This is a genomic window from Pelosinus propionicus DSM 13327, from assembly GCF_900114615.1.
Classification (GTDB): Bacteria; Bacillota; Negativicutes; order DSM-13327; family DSM-13327; genus Pelosinus; species Pelosinus propionicus.
In genome coordinates this window covers 18679-39977 of the sequence record NZ_FOTS01000002.1, presented here as the reverse complement: position 1 = coordinate 39977, position 21299 = coordinate 18679, and the positions used below count along the sequence as shown (strand labels likewise).

Annotated in this window: 20 protein-coding genes; 15 read left to right on the top strand and 5 right to left on the bottom strand. The window is 40.0% G+C overall.

Annotated features, from left to right (window positions below):
- Nucleotides 1–145 precede the first annotated feature (145 nt).
- Genes nadA through nadC form a run of 3 tightly spaced genes read left to right on the top strand, consistent with a single transcriptional unit; the run spans nt 146 to nt 3472 of the window.
- Entirely contained in the window at nt 146–1051 is a 906-nt protein-coding gene (nadA, locus tag BMZ99_RS01220; protein WP_090932146.1) for a quinolinate synthase NadA, read from the top strand.
- A complete protein-coding gene (nadB, locus tag BMZ99_RS01215) occupies nt 1051–2664 on the top strand; it encodes an L-aspartate oxidase (RefSeq protein WP_090932144.1) in 1614 nt (537 codons plus the stop codon). Before nadA ends, nadB begins: the two co-directional genes overlap by 1 nt.
- Entirely contained in the window at nt 2642–3472 is an 831-nt protein-coding gene (gene nadC, locus BMZ99_RS01210; RefSeq protein ID WP_090932142.1) for a carboxylating nicotinate-nucleotide diphosphorylase, read from the top strand. The genes nadB and nadC overlap by 23 nt, the downstream gene beginning before the upstream one ends.
- 106 nt (nt 3473–3578) lie before the next feature.
- Here nadC and BMZ99_RS01205 read toward each other — a convergent pair whose 3' ends face one another.
- The 3 genes from BMZ99_RS01205 to BMZ99_RS01195 all read right to left on the bottom strand — a co-directional run bounded on the left by BMZ99_RS01205 (nt 3579) and on the right by BMZ99_RS01195 (nt 7118).
- The gene (locus BMZ99_RS01205; protein ID WP_090932139.1) at nt 3579–4136 is read right to left on the bottom strand and encodes a carbohydrate binding domain-containing protein; all 558 of its coding nucleotides are present in this window, start codon (nt 4134–4136) and stop codon (nt 3579–3581) included.
- 83 nt (nt 4137–4219) lie between these two features.
- Nucleotides 4220–6085, bottom strand: coding sequence for a glycoside hydrolase family 9 protein (locus BMZ99_RS01200; protein ID WP_090932137.1), 1866 nt, complete (start codon nt 6083–6085; stop codon nt 4220–4222).
- Between the two features lie 322 nt (nt 6086–6407).
- The gene (locus tag BMZ99_RS01195) at nt 6408–7118 is read right to left on the bottom strand and encodes a MurR/RpiR family transcriptional regulator (protein ID WP_245754758.1); all 711 of its coding nucleotides are present in this window, start codon (nt 7116–7118) and stop codon (nt 6408–6410) included.
- 244 nt (nt 7119–7362) lie between these two features.
- Here BMZ99_RS01195 and BMZ99_RS01190 point away from each other — a divergent pair, with 244 nt between their 5' ends.
- The 4 genes from BMZ99_RS01190 to BMZ99_RS01175 are packed head-to-tail and all read left to right on the top strand — an operon-like array spanning nt 7363 to nt 11650.
- Complete coding sequence (locus tag BMZ99_RS01190) at nt 7363–9177, top strand: alkaline phosphatase (RefSeq protein ID WP_090932133.1); 1815 nt, start codon at nt 7363–7365, stop codon at nt 9175–9177.
- Between the two features lie 34 nt (nt 9178–9211).
- A complete protein-coding gene (locus BMZ99_RS01185; RefSeq protein WP_090932131.1) occupies nt 9212–9748 on the top strand; it encodes a hypothetical protein in 537 nt (178 codons plus the stop codon).
- Nucleotides 9748–10464, top strand: a complete 717-nt coding sequence (locus BMZ99_RS01180; protein ID WP_090932129.1) for an ABC transporter ATP-binding protein — start codon at nt 9748–9750, stop codon at nt 10462–10464. The genes BMZ99_RS01185 and BMZ99_RS01180 overlap by 1 nt, the downstream gene beginning before the upstream one ends.
- Nucleotides 10439–11650: an ABC transporter permease gene (locus BMZ99_RS01175; RefSeq protein ID WP_090932126.1), complete on the top strand. Its 1212-nt coding sequence runs from the start codon at nt 10439–10441 to the stop codon at nt 11648–11650. Before BMZ99_RS01180 ends, BMZ99_RS01175 begins: the two co-directional genes overlap by 26 nt.
- Nucleotides 11651–11792: 142 nt before the next feature.
- On the opposite strand, the gene BMZ99_RS01170 is transcribed toward BMZ99_RS01175, so the two are convergent.
- A complete protein-coding gene (locus BMZ99_RS01170; RefSeq protein ID WP_245754757.1) occupies nt 11793–14474 on the bottom strand; it encodes a sigma-54-dependent transcriptional regulator in 2682 nt (893 codons plus the stop codon).
- Nucleotides 14475–14798: 324 nt separating this feature from the next.
- Here BMZ99_RS01170 and BMZ99_RS01165 point away from each other — a divergent pair, with 324 nt between their 5' ends.
- The 7 genes from BMZ99_RS01165 to BMZ99_RS01135 all read left to right on the top strand — a co-directional run bounded on the left by BMZ99_RS01165 (nt 14799) and on the right by BMZ99_RS01135 (nt 20436).
- Nucleotides 14799–15269, top strand: a complete 471-nt coding sequence (locus BMZ99_RS01165) for a PTS sugar transporter subunit IIA (RefSeq protein WP_090932122.1) — start codon at nt 14799–14801, stop codon at nt 15267–15269.
- Complete coding sequence (locus BMZ99_RS01160) at nt 15241–15717, top strand: PTS sugar transporter subunit IIB (RefSeq protein WP_090932120.1); 477 nt, start codon at nt 15241–15243, stop codon at nt 15715–15717. The genes BMZ99_RS01165 and BMZ99_RS01160 overlap by 29 nt, the downstream gene beginning before the upstream one ends.
- Before the next feature lie 29 nt (nt 15718–15746).
- The gene (locus BMZ99_RS01155) at nt 15747–16523 is read left to right on the top strand and encodes an SDR family NAD(P)-dependent oxidoreductase (RefSeq protein WP_090932118.1); all 777 of its coding nucleotides are present in this window, start codon (nt 15747–15749) and stop codon (nt 16521–16523) included.
- A 57-nt stretch (nt 16524–16580) separates the two neighbouring features.
- The gene (locus tag BMZ99_RS01150) at nt 16581–17342 is read left to right on the top strand and encodes a PTS sugar transporter subunit IIC (RefSeq protein WP_090932116.1); all 762 of its coding nucleotides are present in this window, start codon (nt 16581–16583) and stop codon (nt 17340–17342) included.
- The gene (locus BMZ99_RS01145) at nt 17343–18176 is read left to right on the top strand and encodes a PTS system mannose/fructose/sorbose family transporter subunit IID (protein WP_090932114.1); all 834 of its coding nucleotides are present in this window, start codon (nt 17343–17345) and stop codon (nt 18174–18176) included.
- A gap of 241 nt (nt 18177–18417) precedes the next feature.
- Nucleotides 18418–18897, top strand: a complete 480-nt coding sequence (locus BMZ99_RS01140) for a GNAT family N-acetyltransferase (RefSeq protein WP_090932112.1) — start codon at nt 18418–18420, stop codon at nt 18895–18897.
- 225 nt (nt 18898–19122) lie between these two features.
- Complete coding sequence (locus tag BMZ99_RS01135) at nt 19123–20436, top strand: L-cysteine desulfidase family protein (protein ID WP_090932110.1); 1314 nt, start codon at nt 19123–19125, stop codon at nt 20434–20436.
- Nucleotides 20437–20560: 124 nt separating this feature from the next.
- Here BMZ99_RS01135 and BMZ99_RS01130 read toward each other — a convergent pair whose 3' ends face one another.
- Nucleotides 20561–20905 carry a winged helix-turn-helix transcriptional regulator gene (locus BMZ99_RS01130; protein WP_090932108.1) on the bottom strand — a complete coding sequence of 115 codons (345 nt, stop codon included), beginning with the start codon at nt 20903–20905 and terminating at the stop codon, nt 20561–20563.
- 165 nt (nt 20906–21070) lie between these two features.
- On the opposite strand from BMZ99_RS01130, the gene BMZ99_RS01125 reads away from it, so the two are divergent.
- A complete protein-coding gene (locus BMZ99_RS01125; RefSeq protein WP_090932106.1) occupies nt 21071–21298 on the top strand; it encodes a DUF2798 domain-containing protein in 228 nt (75 codons plus the stop codon).
- The last annotated feature ends 1 nt before the right edge of the window (nt 21299 follow it).

Sequence of the window (21299 nt, the reverse complement as noted above, 5' to 3'; positions counted from 1 at the left end):
AGATGATGGCTTACAATGAGATGAAGAAGACTTAAACTGGAAAAATGACTGACTGTCCTGAATTTCAGCCATCGAGTAAATCGTAGATATAGTAAGGAGGAAGTACAGAAGGAAGATTATAATTAGGGAATAGGGAGTGAAAATATTGCTGGAGTTAACAAGAGAGATACAGCGTTTGAAACAGGAACGTAATGCGGTGATTTTAGCACATAATTATCAATTAGAAGAGGTGCAAAAGGTTGCCGACTATGTCGGAGATTCTTTTTATTTAAGTAAATTGGCAGCCAATAGCCAACAGGATGTAATTGTGTTTTGTGGTGTTCGCTTCATGGCGGAAACAGCCAAAATCGTATCGCCGACAAAAACCGTATTATTACCAGAAAAAGATGCTGGCTGTCCATTAGCAGAAATGATTACAGTAGAAGGATTACGCATTTTAAAATCTCAGCATCCAGGTGTACCGGTCGTCTGTTATATTAATTCATCAGCAGAGGTAAAGGCTGAGAGTGATATATGCTGTACTTCGGCTAATGCAGTTAAAATTGTTGCCTCTCTGCCTGATCATAAGGTTATTTTCGTTCCCGATGAGAATTTGGGTGATTATGTTGCCAAGCAAATGCCGGACAAGGAGTTAATTTTATGGAAAGGTTACTGTGTTACCCATGCCAAAGTACAACCCAAAGATGTACATCAAGTTCGAGAGTTATATCCTACAGCAAAAATTTTAATTCATCCGGAGTGCAATCCGGCAGTAGCTGCTTTAGCTGACTTTGTTGGCAGTACATCCGAGATTATTCGTTATGCACAACTCTCAGAGGAAAGCGCATTTGTGATTGGCACAGAAATGGGAGTTGTATGTACGCTGAAAGAGACTCTGTCTAATAAGCAATTTTTCTTACTGCATCCAGGGTTGGTATGTCCCAATATGAAAAAGACTAGACTAGAAAGTGTCTATCGAGCATTGCAAGATCAGCAATATGAAATTCATGTGGAGCCAGAATATGCTTTACGCGCACAGCTCACCTTGCAAAGAATGTTGGAGGTAGTGTGATGACAGAACGAAGCTATATTGTATCACCCAAGATAAATATTGCTAAGTTAGATGATCAGCATTATGATGTTATCATCATTGGTGCAGGAATTGCAGGCATGACAGCTGCCCTGTCTTTAGATCCGAAGCTTAAGGTAGCCCTTGTTAGTAAGGAACATCTTAAGGAAAGCAGCACTTATAAAGCCCAAGGAGGAATGGCGATTTCTTTAGGGGCTGATGATAGCTTAGAAGAACACATTGCTGATACACTGCGAGTAGGCAGAGGTCTATGCCATGAACCCGCAGTGGAGGCTACAATAAGAGAAGCGCCGAATGCATTGGATTTCTTACAGTCTTTAGGTACTCATTTCAACCAAGGAGAGGACGGGCTGTATTTGGGTAAAGAAGCAGGCCATTCTCACCACCGAATTGTACATTACTATGATTCAACAGGGCGACACATTGCAGAGACGATGGCAAAACAAATTCAAATGCAGGAAAATATAGATATGCTTAATCATTGTTTTATAGTCGATCTTTTGACGCAGAATGATCAGTGTTATGGTTGTATTGTTCTGCATTCTAAAAAGTTAGTAACACTTCGTGCCCATGTTGTTGTAATGGCTACAGGTGGTTATAGCGGTTTATTTGCCCGTTCTACCAATAGCATTGCCGCAAATGGTGATGGAATTGCTGCGGCATATCGAGCTGGAGCTGCCATTGCGGATATGGAATTTGTTCAGTTTCATCCGACGTCCTTTGCAACATTATCAGGAGATATATTTTTATTAACAGAAGCGCTTCGAGGGGAAGGAGCCCTGCTGCGTAATGCAGCAGGGGAGCGATTTATGTGTTCGTATCATGGGGACGGTGAATTGGCTCCCCGGGATGAAGTTTCTCGCGCCATTGTTACGGAGCTGCAGTCTGCTAAGCAAGAGGTTGTATTCCTAGATGCTCGACATCTTGGAAAAGAATTTTTAATGGATCGCTTTCGGCAGGTCTATGGGGAATTGCTAGGAAATGGTTATTATATGGAAAAAGATTTAATACCCATAGCACCAGCAGCTCACTATACTATTGGCGGTATCGCTACGAATCTTTGGGGGCAGACGACATTGCCATGTTTATTTGCCTGTGGAGAAGTGGCAGCTACAGGCGTGCATGGTGCAAACCGGCTTGCCAGCAATTCATTGCTGGAGGGTGTTGTCTTTGGACGGAGAGTCGCCCGGTCTATTAATCAAGGATTTCCTGTAAATCATTCTCTAATTAGCAGGAAATCCTTGATAGGGGGCGCAATATTGCAGCAGCGGTGTGATACTAAGAAGTTAGGAATCACTTTAGATAAAGTAGCAGGAGTGGTACGCAAAGGTGACTCTATGTGTTCGGTGCTGATAGAGTTGCAGCAAGAAGAGAATAGCGATCGTTCTTATGTTAGTAGTATTCAGGGGTATCAGGAGTATAATGCTTGTCAGTTGGCGGAATTAGTGCTAAAAGCAGCGTTGCTGAGGTGTGAGAGCAGAGGGACACATTACCGCGAGGATTACCCTGATAAAAAAGATGCTGATTTTTCTAAGCATGTGGTTCAGCAATGGGGAAAAGGGAGTGTCTTGCATGAACAAGTTAGCATTAGATGATCTGCTGCGCAGATCTTTATTGGAAGATATTGGATTTGGCGATATTACCAGCGAAGCTATTTTCCCTGAGGATCATAGATCCCAAGGATTTCTTCTCGCGAAGCAAAACCTCATTTTAGCAGGAATGCAAGTATTTGTGCAAGTTTTTGCCTTGTTGGATTCTCAGATTCAGATTAATCCCTATTATGCCGACGGTACAGCAGTTCCAAGAGGAGAGAAAATAGCAAGTATGGCAGGAAATACTCGCTCCTTATTAGCGGGAGAACGAGTTGCTCTTAATTTGCTGCAGCGAATGTCAGGGATAGCAACTCATACTAGGCGTTATGTCGAGGCTGTAAATGACTTTCCTGCAATTGTCGTGGATACACGTAAAACTACGCCTGGTTTACGTATGTTGGAGAAATATGCTGTAACAGTTGGTGGTGGGAGAAATCACCGTTATGGGTTGGACTCTATGGTATTAATAAAGGATAATCATATTCAGGCTGCAGGAGGTATTTCTACAGCAGTACAGCGTGTGCGCAGTCAAGGTGCATTTTTTAGAAAAATAGAAGTAGAAGTTGAAAATTTGCAGCAGGTGCAAGAAGCTTTGTCAGTGGGTGTAGATATTATTATGCTGGATAATATGCACATTCAGATGATCGAGCAGGCTGTAAAGATGGTTGATGGGAAGGCTTTGGTTGAAGTTTCAGGAAATGTGGTTTTAGAAAGAATATCGGAGCTGGCTGCTGCTGGAGTGAATATTATTTCAAGCGGTGAGCTGACTCATTCGGTAAAGACAGCTGACATTAGCATGAGATTATCATAATTATAGAGATTAGCGGATAAGGAAGTAATTGAATCAATTTCTTATAGAGGCAGGTAACTCTGACAATATAAAAAGCTGTTCTGCAAAGAACAGCTTTTTATATGAGTTATTTATAGAGTTTCATGTTAGAAAAAGTCAGTGTGCCTTTGCCGCTGAGGGGTGAAATATTTAGAGTCCGTACAGGAGTCAATGAAAAAGGATTATCCGTATCTGCTCCAGCTGGTTGATAATCAGTTCTAACTTTGAAATCCTTGAACGGAACGGTAACTACCTTGCCCTTCGCAGAATCATCTACGAAGACGAATTCATATGAAACACCGTTCCCATCGGTTAATTCGAGTCGGATTTTGTTGCCAGTCCCACCTGCAACATTAAATTGTAAGCCAGTAAAATTGGACCAATCTTCCTGAAATTGTTCACAAGTCGCTCCTAACCAGCCACCTTTTTGTAACTCATACTTGATAGTCAATACACCTTTGGAGTCGACTATTGGCTTGATCACAGATGCTCCATCTGAAAACGGTTTTTGACCTGCGAAGCAGCTAATATAGTTTTTGTCTGCACTGCCTGGACCTTTTACAGTAATAGCCTCTGCGGCAAAAGCAGTACTGAAGATGCTAACCATAAATGCCATTACGAAAGTAAATACTAAATTTTTTTTCATCGTTTATCCTCCTTGCTTTTTATATAGTGAACACGAAAGAACAAATCAAGGGATGATTATTCTTTAGCGCGTTACCTATCATCTTAATTTTCAGTCTTGAGTTTGAGATCTTCCGATGTTAAGCTGTCATCAATTCTTGAGAAATAAGATAATATATACGTTACTGGTGCAGTATAGTCAATTGCATATTCGTTTGTGGAATACGAACCGCTTACATCAAAATACACTTTAGCAGGAGGCATCTTACTGGTTGATATTACTTTTTCCTGGATCGGATCTCCGCCTGGCCAATTATTCGGTCCGCCGACAAGTTGCCCTGGAATTGCAATACCCGTACTTTCATGGATTCTATTATGTACGTTCTGCGGCGTCTTGGTGCCAGCACCGGTTAAGTAACTGATCCCATTCGTATTTCTGCCCAGGATATAATGTACCTGATCCATTGCGCCATATAAATATTGTTTTTTAGGTTCGATCTGATAAGCCAGCACCAGCATATTACCTTTTGCTATCGCAATTCGGCTAGAGGCCCAGGTGTATTCATCATTTCGTAAGGAACAAGCATAACCATCTGCGGCAATTTGTTTTACCGTAGCATCTGCGTAACTAAGAAAGGCATCTTTGACCTTACTTTTTAACGTTTCGTCTGCATGCTTATTGGTAAGATAAGCCCATTGTCCGAAGGCTAGTGTATTCATCCAAGAAAAGGTATCAGGCTTGAGTGTAAGGATATTTGAATATCGTTGCTGTAAGAGTAGTTCATATGCTGAATTGCCTGTTGTCTTAAATAATTCTGCAGCAATCCATATACGGTCATCAGCGTCAGCTGTCATTTTAACATTAGGGTACTCTCTTTCTACCGATTGAAGCCAGCTGCGTTGTCCGTGTTCATTTGTTTTGTCATAAGGGCCTGATCCTGTGTTCTGATTGGCATCAACGCGAAAGATAGGCTCAGGACGGCTTTCTAGAAAGGCAAAGGCTTTTTGAGCGGAAGTCAACAGTATACCTGCATATTGGGGGTCATATTGTTCGTAAATTCGGGCAGCCATAGCAGTAGTAGCTCCAAAGATAGCCGTACCATAGGTAGAAAGACCATAGATATAACGATTCTGTACATCGTCAATAGGTTTAGTTTTTAATTCAGGCCAATATTTTCCTGATGTTTTAAGATAGACACCACCATCCGGACGCTGCATTTTTAGCATCCAATCTAGCTCAACCTTCATTTCTATTAGTATATCAGGCATATTCGAGGCTGCATCTACAGTTGATAGATTTTCAGGGAAAAACATTTGTCCTTTATTAAATTTTTCTGGTTGAGCTTCATATGCCAGTAAAATATTGGCTACTGTAACTCCGCCTGTGGGGATATACTTACCAAAATCACCTGCATCATACCAGCCGCCGCTTACATCCAGAATCTGTCCAGCAGTGCTGACTTCGTCAGTAAAAAAGACTTTTGCAGTCTTATATTTTTCATGTCCTGCTGCATTCGTCAGGCCGGTTATCGGGTCATTGATTAGGATATTGCTTCGTGCCAGCGTAAAAGAACGCAAAGTATGGATAAAGGGGATATTGTAGACATTATCTGCAATTGTAAAGTGATAAGAACTACCGATTCCATCAACTGTCACCATATAGGTACCGGGTGTAGTTACTGCCGAGAAATCTGCTTGTCTTACAGTATCCTTAGAGGAGTTATCGGTACGCGGTGCTGATAAGTTTCCTTTATAGGCAATTTCATTAGTAGCAGTATTAACTACTTTAAATTCCTTTGGACCCTTGCCTGCTACAACAATCGCAACTTTAGGATATTGTGGTAGGTATCCTACCTGGTCTATATGTATTTTGGTACTACTTTCAGGGGCTGCAAATGCAGGCAATGCCATATTGAATATCAGGATTGAAAGCATGCAGACTCTAATGATAATGGCAAGAAATTTCTTCATTTGTCTACCTCCGTACTGTTTGTAATGACTTACATTTTAATATCTATTGAGATCGAAAGTAGTTGCTCTTTTCAGCTCCTTTCTAAAAATATGATTATGTTTGTCACGAATCATTTGCAGACATCGTACTAGCAATTTACTATATCTGGGATATGTGAATCATTATAAAACTATTCTGAAAATTAGTAAATGTAATTTAGGATAAAGGAACATGTCTTCACAAAGAAAATACGTTACATTAGAAAAACACCTTGTTATATCAAAAAGCCGTTAGAAAAGGAGTAACTCTCATTGAGAAAATTACTCCTTTTTAACGGTCAGTTTAAACAGGGGGGGTGAGTGCTATATTATGTACTCTTTTGGCAATGGCTTCAATAATATATAATACTGGCAATTGCGTCGTTACGTCACTGCTAATGGTTTTTTCTGTTTGTACATAATAGGATATCGATAGGTCAGCTATTTTCGCCAAAGTACAGCTTTTACTATTGGTAATACTGATAATTTGACTCTTTTTATTCTTAAGCATATTTGCTTGTCGAATGGGCTCAGTCGTCTCACCTGAAACGGAAAAAATAACTGAAACACTATTCTCAAGGTCTTTCCCGATAATCGGGTAAAATGGATCATTTATATAGACCGAAAATTTATCTAGCGCTGAAAAGTGACGCGCACCATAGGAGGCTAAGATACCTGAACTGCCAATCCCGACAAAAATTACATTACTGGCATTATAGATCATGTGGCATGCTTTGTTTATGCTAGTTTGAAAAATAGGAGTAGAAACCCTATCCATAAACTCCAAAAAGATCGTTCGATCATCAATTATTTTTAGGGGTTTTTGCTCTTGAAGATAGAGTTTAAGCTTAACTTTAAATTCAGAAAAACCTACACATTGCATCTTGTGACAAAATCTTAAAATGGTGGTGGTGGAGACATGTGCTTCACTGGCAAGATCCCGAATTCGCATATATATAACTTTATCCTTATTTTTGCTGATATAGTCATATAAAGACAATTCAAGTTCATTCAAACTTTGAATCTCCTCAACAGTAAACAAGGACCCACCTCCATTCTTATTACATCATTATTGTATCGTATTCAGGCGGTATCTGTAAACATTTTCTAGATATGGATTAAATACGCTGTTAGTGAAATAAATTCAAATGGAATTCTTTAACATAACCTTAACAATTTATTAATCCTTTGTGCCTAATTTAGTGCCATAATGAGGGTAAGAGGTCGAGCCTGTCAAGAAAATATGTTGGAGGTGTCTTGTGTATAACCTTAAAATGTCTACTTTATGCCTGTCACAGTGTTTTCGATTGTTAGCGGCACTACTTGTAGTAATGTCTCTTATGTCTGGTACAACTGTCTCCCATGCTGCTTACAGTGCGCCGGAAGTACCACATATCAACATTATGCCCATTGATCGTGCAAAATTTCTTGTTGGTCAAAAGTTTGATTTTGCTATTGAAGTAAAAACCGACATTCCTGCTACTGCCATCGAAGTGTTGGTAAATGGCAAAGCAGCAGAAACATTCTTTGGAAAGCAAGCGATCATTTCGCTTGACAAAATGAGTACATACCGAATCAATCAAGTTGCTTTTCCACAAACAGGTAAGGTGAGTGTGGCGGTAACAGTAAAAACTGAAAATGGTATCGAAAAACGTGCTGTAAATTATGATATTCCAGCTGATAAAGTTAAAAAGCCTGCAAAAAATGTGATCCTCTTTGTTGGAGATGGAATGAGTCTGCAGGCAAGGCAAATGGCTCGTATTCTTTCTAAGGGCATTACCGAAGGTAAATATAACGATTTACTTGAAATGGAAAAAATGTCAAACCTAGCATTAATTACAACGTCGGGGAATGATTCATTGGTAACTGATTCTGCGAACAGTGCTTCTGCTTATGCTACTGGCCATAAAAGTGCTGTAAATGCTATGGGTGTATATGCTGATAATACCAAAGATCCTTTTGATGATCCCAAAGTAGAAAATATTATTGAACTGGTAAAACGTACTCGTGGCATGTCGACTGGTATTGTCTCGACTGCAAATATAACAGATGCAACTCCGGCAGCCATGTTAGCTCATACTCGCAAGCGGAGTGAGCAGAATTTTATTGCCCAGGAAATGCTCAATCCACAGCACCGGCCGGATGTTATTTTAGGCGGCGGTTCCCGTCACTTTTTACCTAAGAGTGTACCAGGTTCCAAACGGAGCGATGAGCGCAATATAATAGAAGAATTTAAAGAGCAAGGATATTCTATTGCAACGAATAAAACGCAATTAAAACAGGCTGGTACACCGGATAAACTACTTGGCCTTTTCCAGCTGGATAACATGGATGTATATGTTGACCGTGAGGTAACCAAAAATCCCGCCGTTCTTGGAAAATTCACAGATCAGCCGACTCTTATGGACATGACGAAGACTGCCATTAACGTCTTAAGTAAAAATCAAAAAGGTTTTTTTCTCATGGTAGAAGGCGCTTCGATTGATAAGCAGCTTCATACCATGGACTGGCAGCGAGCTACTTATGATACGATCGAAATGGATAAAGCAGTAGGCATTGCTAAAGAATTTGCCAAAAAGAATGGCGATACGCTGATTATTGTCGTAGCGGATCATGCTCATGGTGCCAGCATTACCGGTACTTACCATGAAAAAGACGGTAAAACCGGCCGCGAAGCAGTTCGCATTTATGCTGATGCCGGCTGGCCTACCTTTGCTGATGCCGACGGAGATGGTTTTCCTGACGATCCCAATCCGGATGTAACATTGGCTGTTCAGTTCGCCAATCATCCCGATTATTATGAGAACGAAAAGTTCCAGGATGTTCCTACTTCACCAGCTATTATGGCTGACGGCAAAGCGATTGCCAATCTGAAACGAGCTCCCCAAGGCGGGGATTTGAAAGTGGGTAATATTCCTGCTTCTGATCCGTCAGAAGTCCATTCTGCTGATGATGTACCTTTAACAGCTGAAGGGCCTGGGGCAGATTACTTTAAGGGTATTATGGATAATACGGAAGTGTTTCACGGCATTGTACGCGCCTTGGGACTTGATGGTCGCAAAGAAAGTAAATAACGAAAAAAATGAATAAATAACCCGGAGGCAATATATGGACAAATTAACTAGACGAATCAGCAGAGTCATTATTGCTATGATGTTAATCTGGGTGCCACTAAACTGGTTAGGGCAAGATGGGACGATTCGGAATGAATCGTCCCTGTTCTGCACTCGTGCGCAAGCGGCCCCGGCATGGCTGCCGTGGTTTAATGAGGAAGCTGCCCCTCTTGAATTTAATGAATTATATAGTGGTGCTTCGGCGCTGGGGTTAGAGTTTTCACCGAAATTAGAAAGTCTGAAAGGAAAAAAGGTACGAATAAGCGGCTTTATGGCACCGCCTCTTAAACCAACCCTAAACTTTTTTGTTTTAACAAAAGTGCCTATGGCAATCTGTCCTTTTTGTTCAACTGATGCTGACTGGCCGGATGATATTGTGCTGATCAAGCTTTCAAAAGCGGTCGCTGCACTGCCTTTTGATCGGCCTATTACCGTGACAGGGCAATTAGAGTTAGGTTATCAGATGGATGAGGAAACTGGTTTTGTCAGTTTGGTGCGCATCGTTGCTGACAACATCGAAGAGGCTAATTAATGGATGGAGATGAGAAGATGTTAGAACTCAATCAGGTTAGAAAAGAATATCGTGATGTTTTGCAGACCATAACGGCTGTTGCTGTTGATCATCTTATGATACAGACTGGCGAGCAGATAGCATTGGTTGGTCCAAGCGGTTCGGGAAAAACTACGCTGTTACATCTTATCTCAGGACTCTTAACACCGACTGCTGGTGAGATAAAATTCAATGATATTGTTCTTTCATCTATGCTGGAGACTTGGCGGGATACATGGCGGGCCAAGGCAGTGGGCTACGTCTTTCAGAAATTAAATCTTCTTTCCAGCCTAACTGTTTTGGATAATTTATTAGTTGCTATGAGTTTTGCAAATGTGATTCCAAAGAAAGAGCAGCGACAATGGGCGATTCAATTGCTAGACCAGGTGGGGGTATCCGACAAACTTGGTAAGTTCCCTCACCAGCTCAGCATGGGAGAGCAACAGAGAGTGGCTGCTGCCAGAGCCGTCATTAATAAGCCCAGCCTGATTTTGGCTGATGAACCAACCGCCAGTTTAGATCAGGATAATGGGTTGCTGGTACTTGATATGCTGCGGCGGTTTGCCAAAGAATCAGGCAGCACCTTAGTGGTATCTACTCATGACAGACAAATCATGAATCAGTTTGAGCGAATTTGTTCCCTAAGGAAACAGTCAGAGGAGGTGATAGGAAGTGCGACTTCTAATCGCCTGGCGTAATTTGCTGGCAAAGCCGGTTCAAAGTGGCTTGACTGTACTTATCGTAGCTGCTACTATCGCCATGCTGGCAGTGGTGACCTTGCTGTCTGCTGGTACTCATGCTGGCTTGGTTAGAGCTGTGGAACCTTTCGACCTCATTGTCGGGGCCAAAGGCAGCCCAAATCAGCTTGTCTTAAACACGGTTTTTTTTAAGGATGTGCCCATTGGCAATGTGAGTCATGAGATTTATGAAAAATTGTCAGAGAATCCACTAGTGGCTTCGGCTATTCCACTGGCCTTTGGTGATAACTATAGAGGATATACCATAGTAGGAAGCGGGAGTGATATCTTTTCCCATGAACCCAGGGTTGGTCAGGGAGAATGGCTGCAATTTGCGGCAGGACGTCCCTTTTCTGTGCCATTTGAAGCTGTTGTCGGAGCAAAAGCTGCTCAGGAGCTGGGGCTAAAGCTAGGAGATGAATTTAAATCAGCTCATGGTTTTATACCTGGAGGTCATACACATGACCATGTCTATCAGGTTGTGGGTATACTGCAGCCAGTGAGTGGTCCCTATGATCAGGCTGTTTTAGTTCCGATTGAAAGTATCTGGCTGGCACATGAGAAGCATGAATCTAAGGCTGAGGCTGTTGAAGACAGTCATGAACACGAACATGAGCATGAAGTCACTGCCATTCTGGTAAAACCCAAGGGCTACAGTGAAGCGATGCGCCTGTACCAGCAATTTCAGCAGGAAAAAGGAGCCCAGATGATTTTTCCTGCTCAGGTTATTGTTCAGTTATTTAGTATCTTAGGGCAAGGGGAGCAGATGCTAAGGGGCATTGCCTATGTCATCATTGTGATGGGATTAATGATTATGGCGCTTTCTGTGTATTGGTCGGCTCTTGGACGTGCCAGGGACCGGTCTATCTTACGGGCATTAGGAGCCAGTACTCGAGATATTTTTAACGTCATCCTGGCTGAAAGTGCTCTGCTGAGCGTTTTTGGCGTTGTGATTGGTATAGTAACAGGACATGGAATCTATTCCATATTGGTAAACATTATGGAAAGTAAAACAGCGATTGTGCTGACATCGGGAGTTGCTTCTGAAGAAATATACATTACCATTGGAGGTATTTTGTTTGGTATCCTGGCTGGACTGATTCCTGCAGTACTTACCTACAAGATGGATGTTGCAAAATATTTGTGATCCGTTCTGTCCAAAGATAGTTCAAGACTCAACATTGCAGAATTTTCCTGCTTGTAGAGTCTTAAACTATCTTTATTAAAAAGAATCATAATATAGATCGATCGCTGATGCTCTATGCTAGCTTAAAGCCAATATGCTATGTTTAATCAAAATAAATACTCAGCATTTCTATAATATAGGCAAATTCGCTGTCGGGGATATGGATGCCGAATGCATTTTCGATAATTTTATATTCGGCTTTTATTGTAATGAAAATAGATTTTTTTTCTTTTTTAAAGTCTTTTAATTTTGTATATTCAAATATTTCCTTAGATATAAGTCGTTCAATCATACCCATATTGTGAAACATAAATTTTATTTTTAATCCCCTGTCAGGCGCAATCTCTAACTGTTTCAAAAGAGCATTATATACTTGATTGAGCAAATCGTAAGCTTTCACTGGATTTAAAAAAGTAAGTACTCGACCTAACAGCGTCATCATTTTATCACGGTCATGGTCAAAATAATCCAATTCAGTGGCTGATGCAATAGTTTTACTGGCAGCGGCTTCATTTTTTCTTTTGTTAGCTGAAAGACTCATGCTTTGTCCAATGAAAATGCTGGTTTTTTCTACTTCTTCAACGAGAAGTTCCAATGTCATGTTTGGCATCATAGATTTTCTTGCTGCTTCAATCACCATAGGTGTACTTACCATTTTTATCGTATCTGTTAAAATTCCTGTTTCTTTCGTAATTGACTCGGAAAAAGTTGCTAAAGAGCCCATATCTACTAAGAGTAATACACCTTTTTGAGGGTTGATGTTTCGTACCAATTCAATCGCATTTTGCAAGGTATCATTTACTGTTTTTTTTAAGGGCATATCGATTGCTTTAATATGATCCGTTTGGAGCAGTTCATTTGCGACGCTTGCCATGCTGCTTGCCGTTGAATTTCCATGAGCCATTACAATGACGCTGATATAATTCTGATGTTCACTATTCTTCAGGGCATAAAGGAACATAGCAATGAAATCCGCTTCCTCATTTGGAATCTTTATATGAAGTTTCTTTTCAAGTTTGTTTTTAATTTTTAATGACATTTCATATTCATCCGTGAGGTGAGTCTGATTCATTAGCAAACTTGAATTATATACATGAACTCCAGTTTTGAGTCGTTCCATTAATGTCTCTATATGTAGTGCCAAACTGTAAATAATCCTGGAATCAATACAAATATTAAGATCTGCTGCAACTTCAGCTAGAATTTCTCTGACGACATTTATTACTTCTTCCTGGATAATTTTATATAACATGGAATCTTGTTCGTTACTAGTTTTATTTATTTTTTGTGGAGGAAATTTATTGAAATATTCTACTACCTGTAAATTAATGTTATTCTTAATTTCTGCAATGGATTTTCCTTCATCGAAATATTTTCTGGAATTGTGTAAGATGCTTTCATAAAAATCTTCTTCTGTTTTATAATCATCGTGAAATATGATTTTTTTTAAAGGGTCTTCATCTTCTATCGTTTCTGCGCTGAATGTAAGGTCAACGATAGAATTCAAATCAAAACTCTGAACCAGCTCTTCGCGTTTTTGATCCATTATAAAAAGACCTTCTGTGAATCGGTTTGCCATCTGAGAGAGCTTGATATAGATTGTATCTTTGTTTTCGGTGAGATAATCGACAAAAGCATTAGCACAGGTGATTTGAATATCATTTCTCAACTGTCCGATGTTTCCCTTACAGTCATATAATAAAAATAACTTTAGAACTTCTGTTGATACTGTGACTGGAAGTTTTATTTTTTTTGATTCTTCGATGAAGAAGGCGCAAATAAGCTGCATCCGTTCCTTCATTGGTCGTTCAGAAAGACTAGGGATTTTGATTACGCAGGGAATTCTGCGCAAGAAGGTTGTTAACACCGCTTTTTCTGGATTTTCTGTTGTGGCTAAAATTAAGCGAACATTGGCTTTATGAAGATTGTCAGATTCACCGAGTCTGCGAAAAATTCCCCGATCCATCAAGGAAAACAACATTTCCTGTCCTTCTGGTGAAAGACGGTGAACTTCATCTAAGAATAAAATGCCTCCATCAGCAGCGTCGATTAAACCTGGCTTTTCTTTGTCAGCACCGGTAAAGGCACCTTTGACATGGCCGAACAGATAAGACAAAAGCAATTGAGAATTTCCTGCATAATCAGCGCAGTTGAAGATGATATAAGGCGCATCTGCGCTTAATTTTTCTATTGCGATGGCATAACGATACATGAGCTCAGCAAAAGTTGTTTTACCTACACCGGTAGGTCCCATCAAAAAAGTATGCAGGCCGTTAGGCGGGTAGATGATGGCAGCGATAGCCTGTTTGATTTGATTCTTTAAGCTGGAATCTGTACCGATAAGGGTGTCGAAAATCTTCTTAAAAGATTCTGTTGCGATTTTATCTTTTTTTGGAAGTGATGGCATGGAATAGCTGTTTTGTTTTGTCTCAGACAAAGTAACTATACCAACATGGGGATCTAGAATTTGTAAAAAAAGAGTTTTGCTATTAAAAACATATTGTAAAATTTTTACGTGAAAAAGACACTCGATGGCTTTTCTTGAAAAATATAATACTGGCTTGCCAGAGATTTTAATCACAGTAGTTTCTTTTACCAGTTGATTTAATTCTCTGCTGACATTGGAGCGGTCAATATGCAGCTCAGTAGAAATTTTGCCGGCATGCAGACCATAATTAAAGATCTGTGCTGCCTCTTGGATTTCTTGTTTTTCAAGATTTTTATTTAATAATTGATAAATTCGGTCTTTTCGCTTTAAATTCTTCTCATAGTGCAAACTTTTCACCCTTTCATTTCAACACAGTTCACTTTTCATTATAACTGAAACGCCATATTTGTGACACAGTAAAATGACACAGACTATAAAAAAATAATATTGTTGACACAGATGAGAGGGGCAAACACTGGATTTTGAAATACCAGACTTTTTGACACACGTGGATTTTCTATAATGAAAAATATGCAGTTTTTTGTCAAATTAATTATGTTTTTATAACACACATAGACGATTATTTGAATTGGCACAGTACTTGCAAGTATATTAAATAGAGAAGCAATGTAATGAGAATATATAGATATCGTTGCTGTTATAAATTTTGGAGGCGAAAGAATGGTCGGTATATTGATTGCAACACATGGAGAATTGGCAGCAGGACTTTTAAATGCAGCTGAACTGATTATAGGAAAGCAGGAAAAATGCAAAGTATTAGGATTATATCATGGAGATGATATCACAGCATTTGGAAATTTAATTTGTAAGGAGGTTGGTGAATTGGATGATGGTGATGGGGTTTTGGTATTTACGGATTTGTTTTCGGCAAGCCCGGCGAATCAGGTAGCATTAAAGTATCCTCTGTTAAGAGAATACAAATTCAAAGCAATTACTGGCGTCAACCTTCCGATGCTGCTAGAAGCAATTGGAAAAAGAATGGCACAAGAAGATCTGGATAGCATGGTAGATGCTCTTATAGAATCCGGACAATATGGAATTAAAGATTTAATTGGCGAGTTGAACAAAAAAAGCTTAATAGGCAATAAGGAGACGAGTTACAATGGCGACAATAGTGCTGGCACGTATTGATGACAGATTGATTCATGGGCAGGTAATGACAGCTTGGCTGCAATATGTAGGAGCAAATCACATCGTAATCATCGATGATGAAACAGCATCCGATGACTTTCTGAAATCTATTATTGAAATGGCTGTTCCTAGAGAAATTAAGCTGCATATTTACCATTGCGAGGAAGCAGCCGCAGAGATTAAAAAAATGAGTGATGATGAAAAACTCATGATCCTGGCAAAAGTTCCGGAAAGTTTCTTAACTGTAATCGAAACAGGACTTCCCCTTGAAAAGATCATTATCGGCGGCATGGGGGCAAATACAAAACGCACGAAATTCTATAAGAACATTTCGGCTTCCGATACAGAAAGAGAAACTTTTAAGAAGATCACGGCTCATGGTACAAAATTAGTAATTCATATTATTCCTGATCAGCAAGCTGTTGGCGTGGAAGAATATTTGAAATAAGCCTAAAGTAAAAAGAGGAGATGGATTCAATGTTATTAACAGGAAAATCTATTGTTGTAACAGGTGCAGGCAGCGGCCTTGGCAAAGCAGCAGCAATAGCTTTTTCAAAGGAAGGCGCCAAAATTACAGTGCTAGATCTTGATGAAGCAGCAGCAAAATGCACAGCAGATAAAATCAACGCAAATGGCGGCGAGGCAATGTATCAAAAAGTAAATGTAGCAGATAAAGGTTCGGTTTTTGCAGCTGGCGAAGCAGCAGCTGATACATTTGGCAGCATTGATGTTTGGATGAACTGCGCAGGAGTATCGAAAATCTTACCATTTCTCGATTGTACAGAAGAAATATGGGATCTGACGCTTAATGTCAACCTTAAAGGCATGTTCTTCTGCTGCCAGAGTGCAGTAATGCACATGCTCAAAAATGACGGTGGCGTCATCATTAACATGTCATCCCAATCGGGTAAAAAAGCAGGCGCACAGTATCAGGCATATTGTGCCAGTAAATTCGGTGTGATCGGACTTACACAGTCCATTGCATTAGAATATGCTCAACAAGGAATACGTGCAAATTCTATCTGCCCAGGCGTTGTACAAACGCCAATGTGGGATAAGCAGATTGCCGATTATGCGCGTAAACGTAATTTGAAACCAGAAGATGTTATGCCATATTTCTGCAAGAACATTCCAATGGGACGCGTTTGCAGTTATAAGAACTTTACCGATATGGCAATTTTCCTTGCTAGTGATAAATCGGAATACATGACAGGTCAGGCGATAAATTTAACAGGTGGCAGCTTAATGCATTAATAAAGTAAGTGTATTAAGCACTGATCCACACCACATGAAAAAAGAGGGGGATGCTCAATGTCCATAGATATTTTTCAGGCCATATTAATTGGCGTGGTATATTATTTGGGTTTTAACGGAACTCCATGGTTGACCAATTTAGGGGCAACCATTGCAAACAGACCTTTAATTGCCGGGACCTTAGTCGGATTTATTCTCGGAGATCCAGTTACCGGATGCATTATTGGTGCAGCAATCAACTTACCTTATCTGGCTTATATTTCTGCAGGCGGTACTGTTCCCATGGATCCGGGTCTAGCTGGAACGATGGGAACGGCACTGGCTATGGCAGCGGGAGCAACACCTCAGGTAGCTGTATCACTGGCAGTACCGATCGGATTATTAGGGACGATGCTCTTTACGTTGAGAATGACGGTAGATATCGCATTTGTTCATATGGCAGACAAAGCTGCAGCAGAAGGTAATTACAAGAAAGTGAACTTCTTTAATGTTGTACCATCGCAATTATTTCTAGCATTTATATCGATATTGCCAGTAGCTTTGGGCGTATACTATGGCGCCGATATCATGACGAGGATTATTCAATCACTCAGCGGAACACCGCTCCACGTACTCACTGTTATTGGCGGAGTATTGCCTGCATTGGGGATTGCAATGAACCTAAGAGCAATTGTTAACAAGTACATCATCTTATTCTTTCTGATTGGTTTCATCTTACAGGTATATTTCCATATTCCAATTATTACGATTTCCATTATTGGATTTATCATTGCAATACTTTATACAGAACTTTCAATGAAAGATCAGGGGGCGAGATAAATGGCTGAGCAAGAAAAAACGGAACAAAGTTTGCTTAAGAAGAGTGATGTAGTAAAATCCTTCTGGCTTTGGATGTTTTTCTACGTGTCTAATTACAACTATGAACGCTTAATGGCAAATGGCTTTGTTCATGCATTATCGCCAGTTTTAAAGAAACTATATGGACATGACAAAGAAGAAATGAAAGCAGCACTGCAGCGCCACTTGGCATTTTTTAACACTGAACCGCATTTTGGCAGCATCATTGGTGGCATGACGATTGCATTGGAAGAACAGCGAGCGAAAGGTAAGCCTATTAGCGATCAGATGATCAATGGTTTAAAAACGGGTTTAATGGGCCCTCTTGCTGGTATCGGAGATACGTTATGGCAGGGTACATTGACGCCGATTCTCTTGTCCTTTGCTTTGAGTATTTCTGCTCAAGGAAATTTGATCGGTGTAGGTCTATATATCCTTCTAATGCCGTTAATCATGTTCACGATTGCATATAACTTGTGGATGAAGGGATATTTCCTCGGGCGTGAAGGTCTGCAAAAGCTCATGGCGGGAAATATGATTCAAAAAGTAATGACAGTAGCGCAAACGATGGGGGGAATCGTGTTGGGGGGCCTTACAGCAAGTTTTGTTACCTTGTCTTCTCCTGTTTCCTTTCACTTGGGTGAATCTGTATTGAAATTGCAGGCAGATGTTTTAGACAAATTGCTATTAGGCTTATTACCACTGGTCATGACATTATTTACGCTTCACTTATTAAACAGGAAAATGAAATCAACAACAGTATTATGCATAATTGCTGGTATTTCAGGTATAGGTGCAGCATTAGGTATTTTCTAAAAAAAGTTTATTGCTATTCGCTGCAGCAATTAATCTATACCAGCTAATTCCCTAGAATTTATAGATTTTTATTCACGATTTTAAAAGCAGTTCTCCACAGCTTTGATCCGGAAAAACCGGCAAAAAGCCCGCAGGAGAACTGCTTTTTCATAATAGTGCAGGAGTTTCGTATTTCGGTGGTAAATATTAATAGAGCTTAATAATAGAGTGGGTTAGTGATACTCTAACTGAGGTGAGGACGATGGCTGTTGTAATACGGTATAAAGTAGATATAATAAAAGCTGAAGAATATCCGCAAGTTTTAGAAGTTTGGGAAGCATCGGTACGTGCAACCCATCATTTTTTAACAGAAGGGGATATTCAATTTTTTAAACCTTTCGTTCAAAGTGGATTGCTGCAGATGGGAGAATTAGCTTGTATACGTGATGAGCAAAATCTCATTGCTGGTTTTATAGGGGTAGAAAAAGAAAAAATTGAAATGCTTTTTATCCATCCCTCGTGGCGTGGAAGGAGAATTGGATATCAATTAGTAATGCACGCCATAGACACTTTTCATGCAAACTATGTAGATGTAAATGTACAAAATGAACAAGCCGTCGGCTTTTATAAGCACATAGGTTTTACTGTTATAGGAAAATCAGAAGCTGATAGTATGGGTAAACCTTTCCCATTATTGCATATGCAATTATCTCTTGATCATGATATACAAACAAAGGAATGATTAGAAGTGCTATACGCTTTAGTAGAATAGTGCTTTTGTCGATTTTTCTGTAACTGGCAGTAAATTACCAAAAGAATCAGATTCAATCAAAATCTTGTACGGTAATAAGTGTTGATTGTAGTGTATACTTAGGGTCGAGAGAATCTGACAGGTCATTTGATGTAGCAGAGCTTCATTGATAAAAGCAGTTTTTTAAAATAATATGCGTGAAAGGAGTGTTTCAATATGAAAGAAGTGTCTTTAGAAGCGGGGAATCCTTTATGGTCAAAATTTATCAATATTGTTAAAAAAGAAGTAGTGCCAGCTTTAGGCTGTACAGAACCAATTTCGTTAGCGTTAGCAGCTGCTATTGCAGCTCAGAAGTTAGGAAAATCTGTTGAAAAGATTGAAGCAAAAGTATCGGCTAACTTGATGAAGAACGGAATGGGGGTTACTGTGCCGGGGACTTGCACGACCGGGCTTTTTATTGCAGCTGCTGTAGGTGCCATTGGTGGCGATCCGGAAGGAAAACTAGAGGTACTTAAGCATCTGACTGCAGCGCAGGTTGAAGAGAGTAAGCAAATGATTGCTCAAGGGCGGGTTCAGATTACGATTGCAGAGGTACCACAGATTTTGTACTCTGAAGCAAAGGTTATACATGGAGAAGAATGGGTGACGGTTTCTATTGCTGATAGCCATACTCAAGTGATACGCATTGAGGAAAATGGCAAAGTTGTGTTTCAAGCAGAACCTGAGGCTTGTCCTGCTGATGATAAAGAAGATGAATATTCAATAGCTGGGATAAGAGCTCGTGATATATTCGATTTTGCCACTCAAGCACCATTGGAGACAATTGATTTTATCCTCGAAGCAGCAACCCTAAATAATTCATTATCCCAGGAAGGGATGAGCGGGCAGTATGGGCTGCGTATTGGTGCCACAATGGAACATCATAGAAATCAAGGACTTTTATCCGATGGTCTTTTGACTCAGATTTTAATGCGTACAACTGCAGCTTCTGATGCGCGAATGGGCGGAGCGGCATTGCCTGCTATGACCAATTCTGGCTCTGGCAATCAAGGGATATCGGCAACGATGCCCGTAGTAGTAGTGGCCGAGCATGTAAAAGCCGATGAAGAAGCCCTTACAAGAGCATTGATGTTATCTCATATGATGGCGATCTATATCCACGATAAGCTTCCCAAATTATCAGCATTATGTGCTGTTACCACCGCTTCAATGGGATCAGCAGCAGGAATGGCCTGGCTGATGAAAGGAGACTTTAAGACGGTTAGTATGGCTATTTCTAACATGATTGGTGATGTGGCAGGGCTCATTTGTGATGGAGCATCCAATAGCTGTGCCATGAAGGTTTCTACGTCGGTTATGTCTGGATATAAGGCTGTATTAATGGCTCTTGAAGGAATTCGTGTTACAGAGAGTGAAGGGATTGTTGCGGAAGATGTGGATCAATCGATTGCTAACTTAGGACAATTAGCATGTCAGGGAATGGTTCAGACCGATGGGCAGATTTTGCAAATCATGCTGAATAAACAATAAAAAAGATAATAAAAAAGTATCAGCATAATTACGCTGATACTTTTTTATTATCTGAGAAAGGCGCTAAATAAAGATTGTTATGTGCACTCCCAGTTATGAATTTGCGGAGATGAGGGATACTAGTTTAGTCATCAATAAAATCTTTAGAATCCGTTCCTTTGGTTCCCAGATATCCTTTTCCCCAAGTACTTATGGACTCTAAGATTGGCTGAAGACTTCTTCCAAGCTCAGTTAAAGAGTATTCAACCTTTGGGGGAACTTCTGCAAAGACTTTGCGAGAAATCAGCCCATCTTGTTCTAGCTGTCGAAGCTGCTGAGTAAGCATTTTTTGACTAATGCCGTTTATTCCTTTCTGAAGGCAGCCATAACGTTGATGATCTTTAGTTAGCAAGTTTCTAATAATAAGGACTTTCCATTTATGCCCTATTAAGTTAATTGCCTCTTCAATAGGACAGACTTTTGTATCCAAAGTGCGAGCCTCCAGTAAAATCAATAATACTTACCATCTCGTTTGTATTGAACGAAATAGTGCCGTATTGCAAAAAGTAACTTTCGCTCTTATTATAGTAACAAATGTACTTATAGGCAATACGTAGTGCCAATTACATTATGGTAAAAAAGAAAGGGTGGCATTATGAAGATTAATAAAAAATATGCAGGAATCGTATTTGGATTACTAATGGGAGGTTTCACATCATGTATTATTTCCGCTGTGTTAACATTTACGAACAGTGGAACTGAAAATTTTTTTTTGCATTGGATAAAGGAGTGGATGATTGCTCTTAGCTTAGCTGTTCCTATTGCAACATATATTCCCCCTATTATTAGGCGGGGGATTGCGAGAATTACGGAGGATTTCTAAA

Excerpts from the sequence above, each read along its gene's own strand:
- nadB (WP_090932144.1), top strand. The coding sequence starts at position 1,051 with ATGACAGAACGAAGCTATATTGTATCACCCAAGATAAATATTGCTAAG.
- nadC (WP_090932142.1), top strand. The coding sequence starts at position 2,642 with ATGAACAAGTTAGCATTAGATGATCTGCTGCGCAGATCTTTATTGGAA.
- BMZ99_RS01205 (WP_090932139.1), bottom strand. The coding sequence starts at position 4,136 with ATGAAAAAAAATTTAGTATTTACTTTCGTAATGGCATTTATGGTTAGC.
- BMZ99_RS01200 (WP_090932137.1), bottom strand. The coding sequence starts at position 6,085 with ATGAAGAAATTTCTTGCCATTATCATTAGAGTCTGCATGCTTTCAATC.
- BMZ99_RS01185 (WP_090932131.1), top strand. The coding sequence starts at position 9,212 with ATGGACAAATTAACTAGACGAATCAGCAGAGTCATTATTGCTATGATG.
- BMZ99_RS01180 (WP_090932129.1), top strand. The coding sequence starts at position 9,748 with ATGGATGGAGATGAGAAGATGTTAGAACTCAATCAGGTTAGAAAAGAA.
- BMZ99_RS01165 (WP_090932122.1), top strand. The coding sequence starts at position 14,799 with ATGGTCGGTATATTGATTGCAACACATGGAGAATTGGCAGCAGGACTT.
- BMZ99_RS01160 (WP_090932120.1), top strand. The coding sequence starts at position 15,241 with ATGGCGACAATAGTGCTGGCACGTATTGATGACAGATTGATTCATGGG.
- BMZ99_RS01155 (WP_090932118.1), top strand. The coding sequence starts at position 15,747 with ATGTTATTAACAGGAAAATCTATTGTTGTAACAGGTGCAGGCAGCGGC.
- BMZ99_RS01150 (WP_090932116.1), top strand. The coding sequence starts at position 16,581 with ATGTCCATAGATATTTTTCAGGCCATATTAATTGGCGTGGTATATTAT.
- BMZ99_RS01145 (WP_090932114.1), top strand. The coding sequence starts at position 17,343 with ATGGCTGAGCAAGAAAAAACGGAACAAAGTTTGCTTAAGAAGAGTGAT.
- BMZ99_RS01140 (WP_090932112.1), top strand. The coding sequence starts at position 18,418 with ATGGCTGTTGTAATACGGTATAAAGTAGATATAATAAAAGCTGAAGAA.
- BMZ99_RS01135 (WP_090932110.1), top strand. The coding sequence starts at position 19,123 with ATGAAAGAAGTGTCTTTAGAAGCGGGGAATCCTTTATGGTCAAAATTT.
- BMZ99_RS01125 (WP_090932106.1), top strand. The coding sequence starts at position 21,071 with ATGAAGATTAATAAAAAATATGCAGGAATCGTATTTGGATTACTAATG.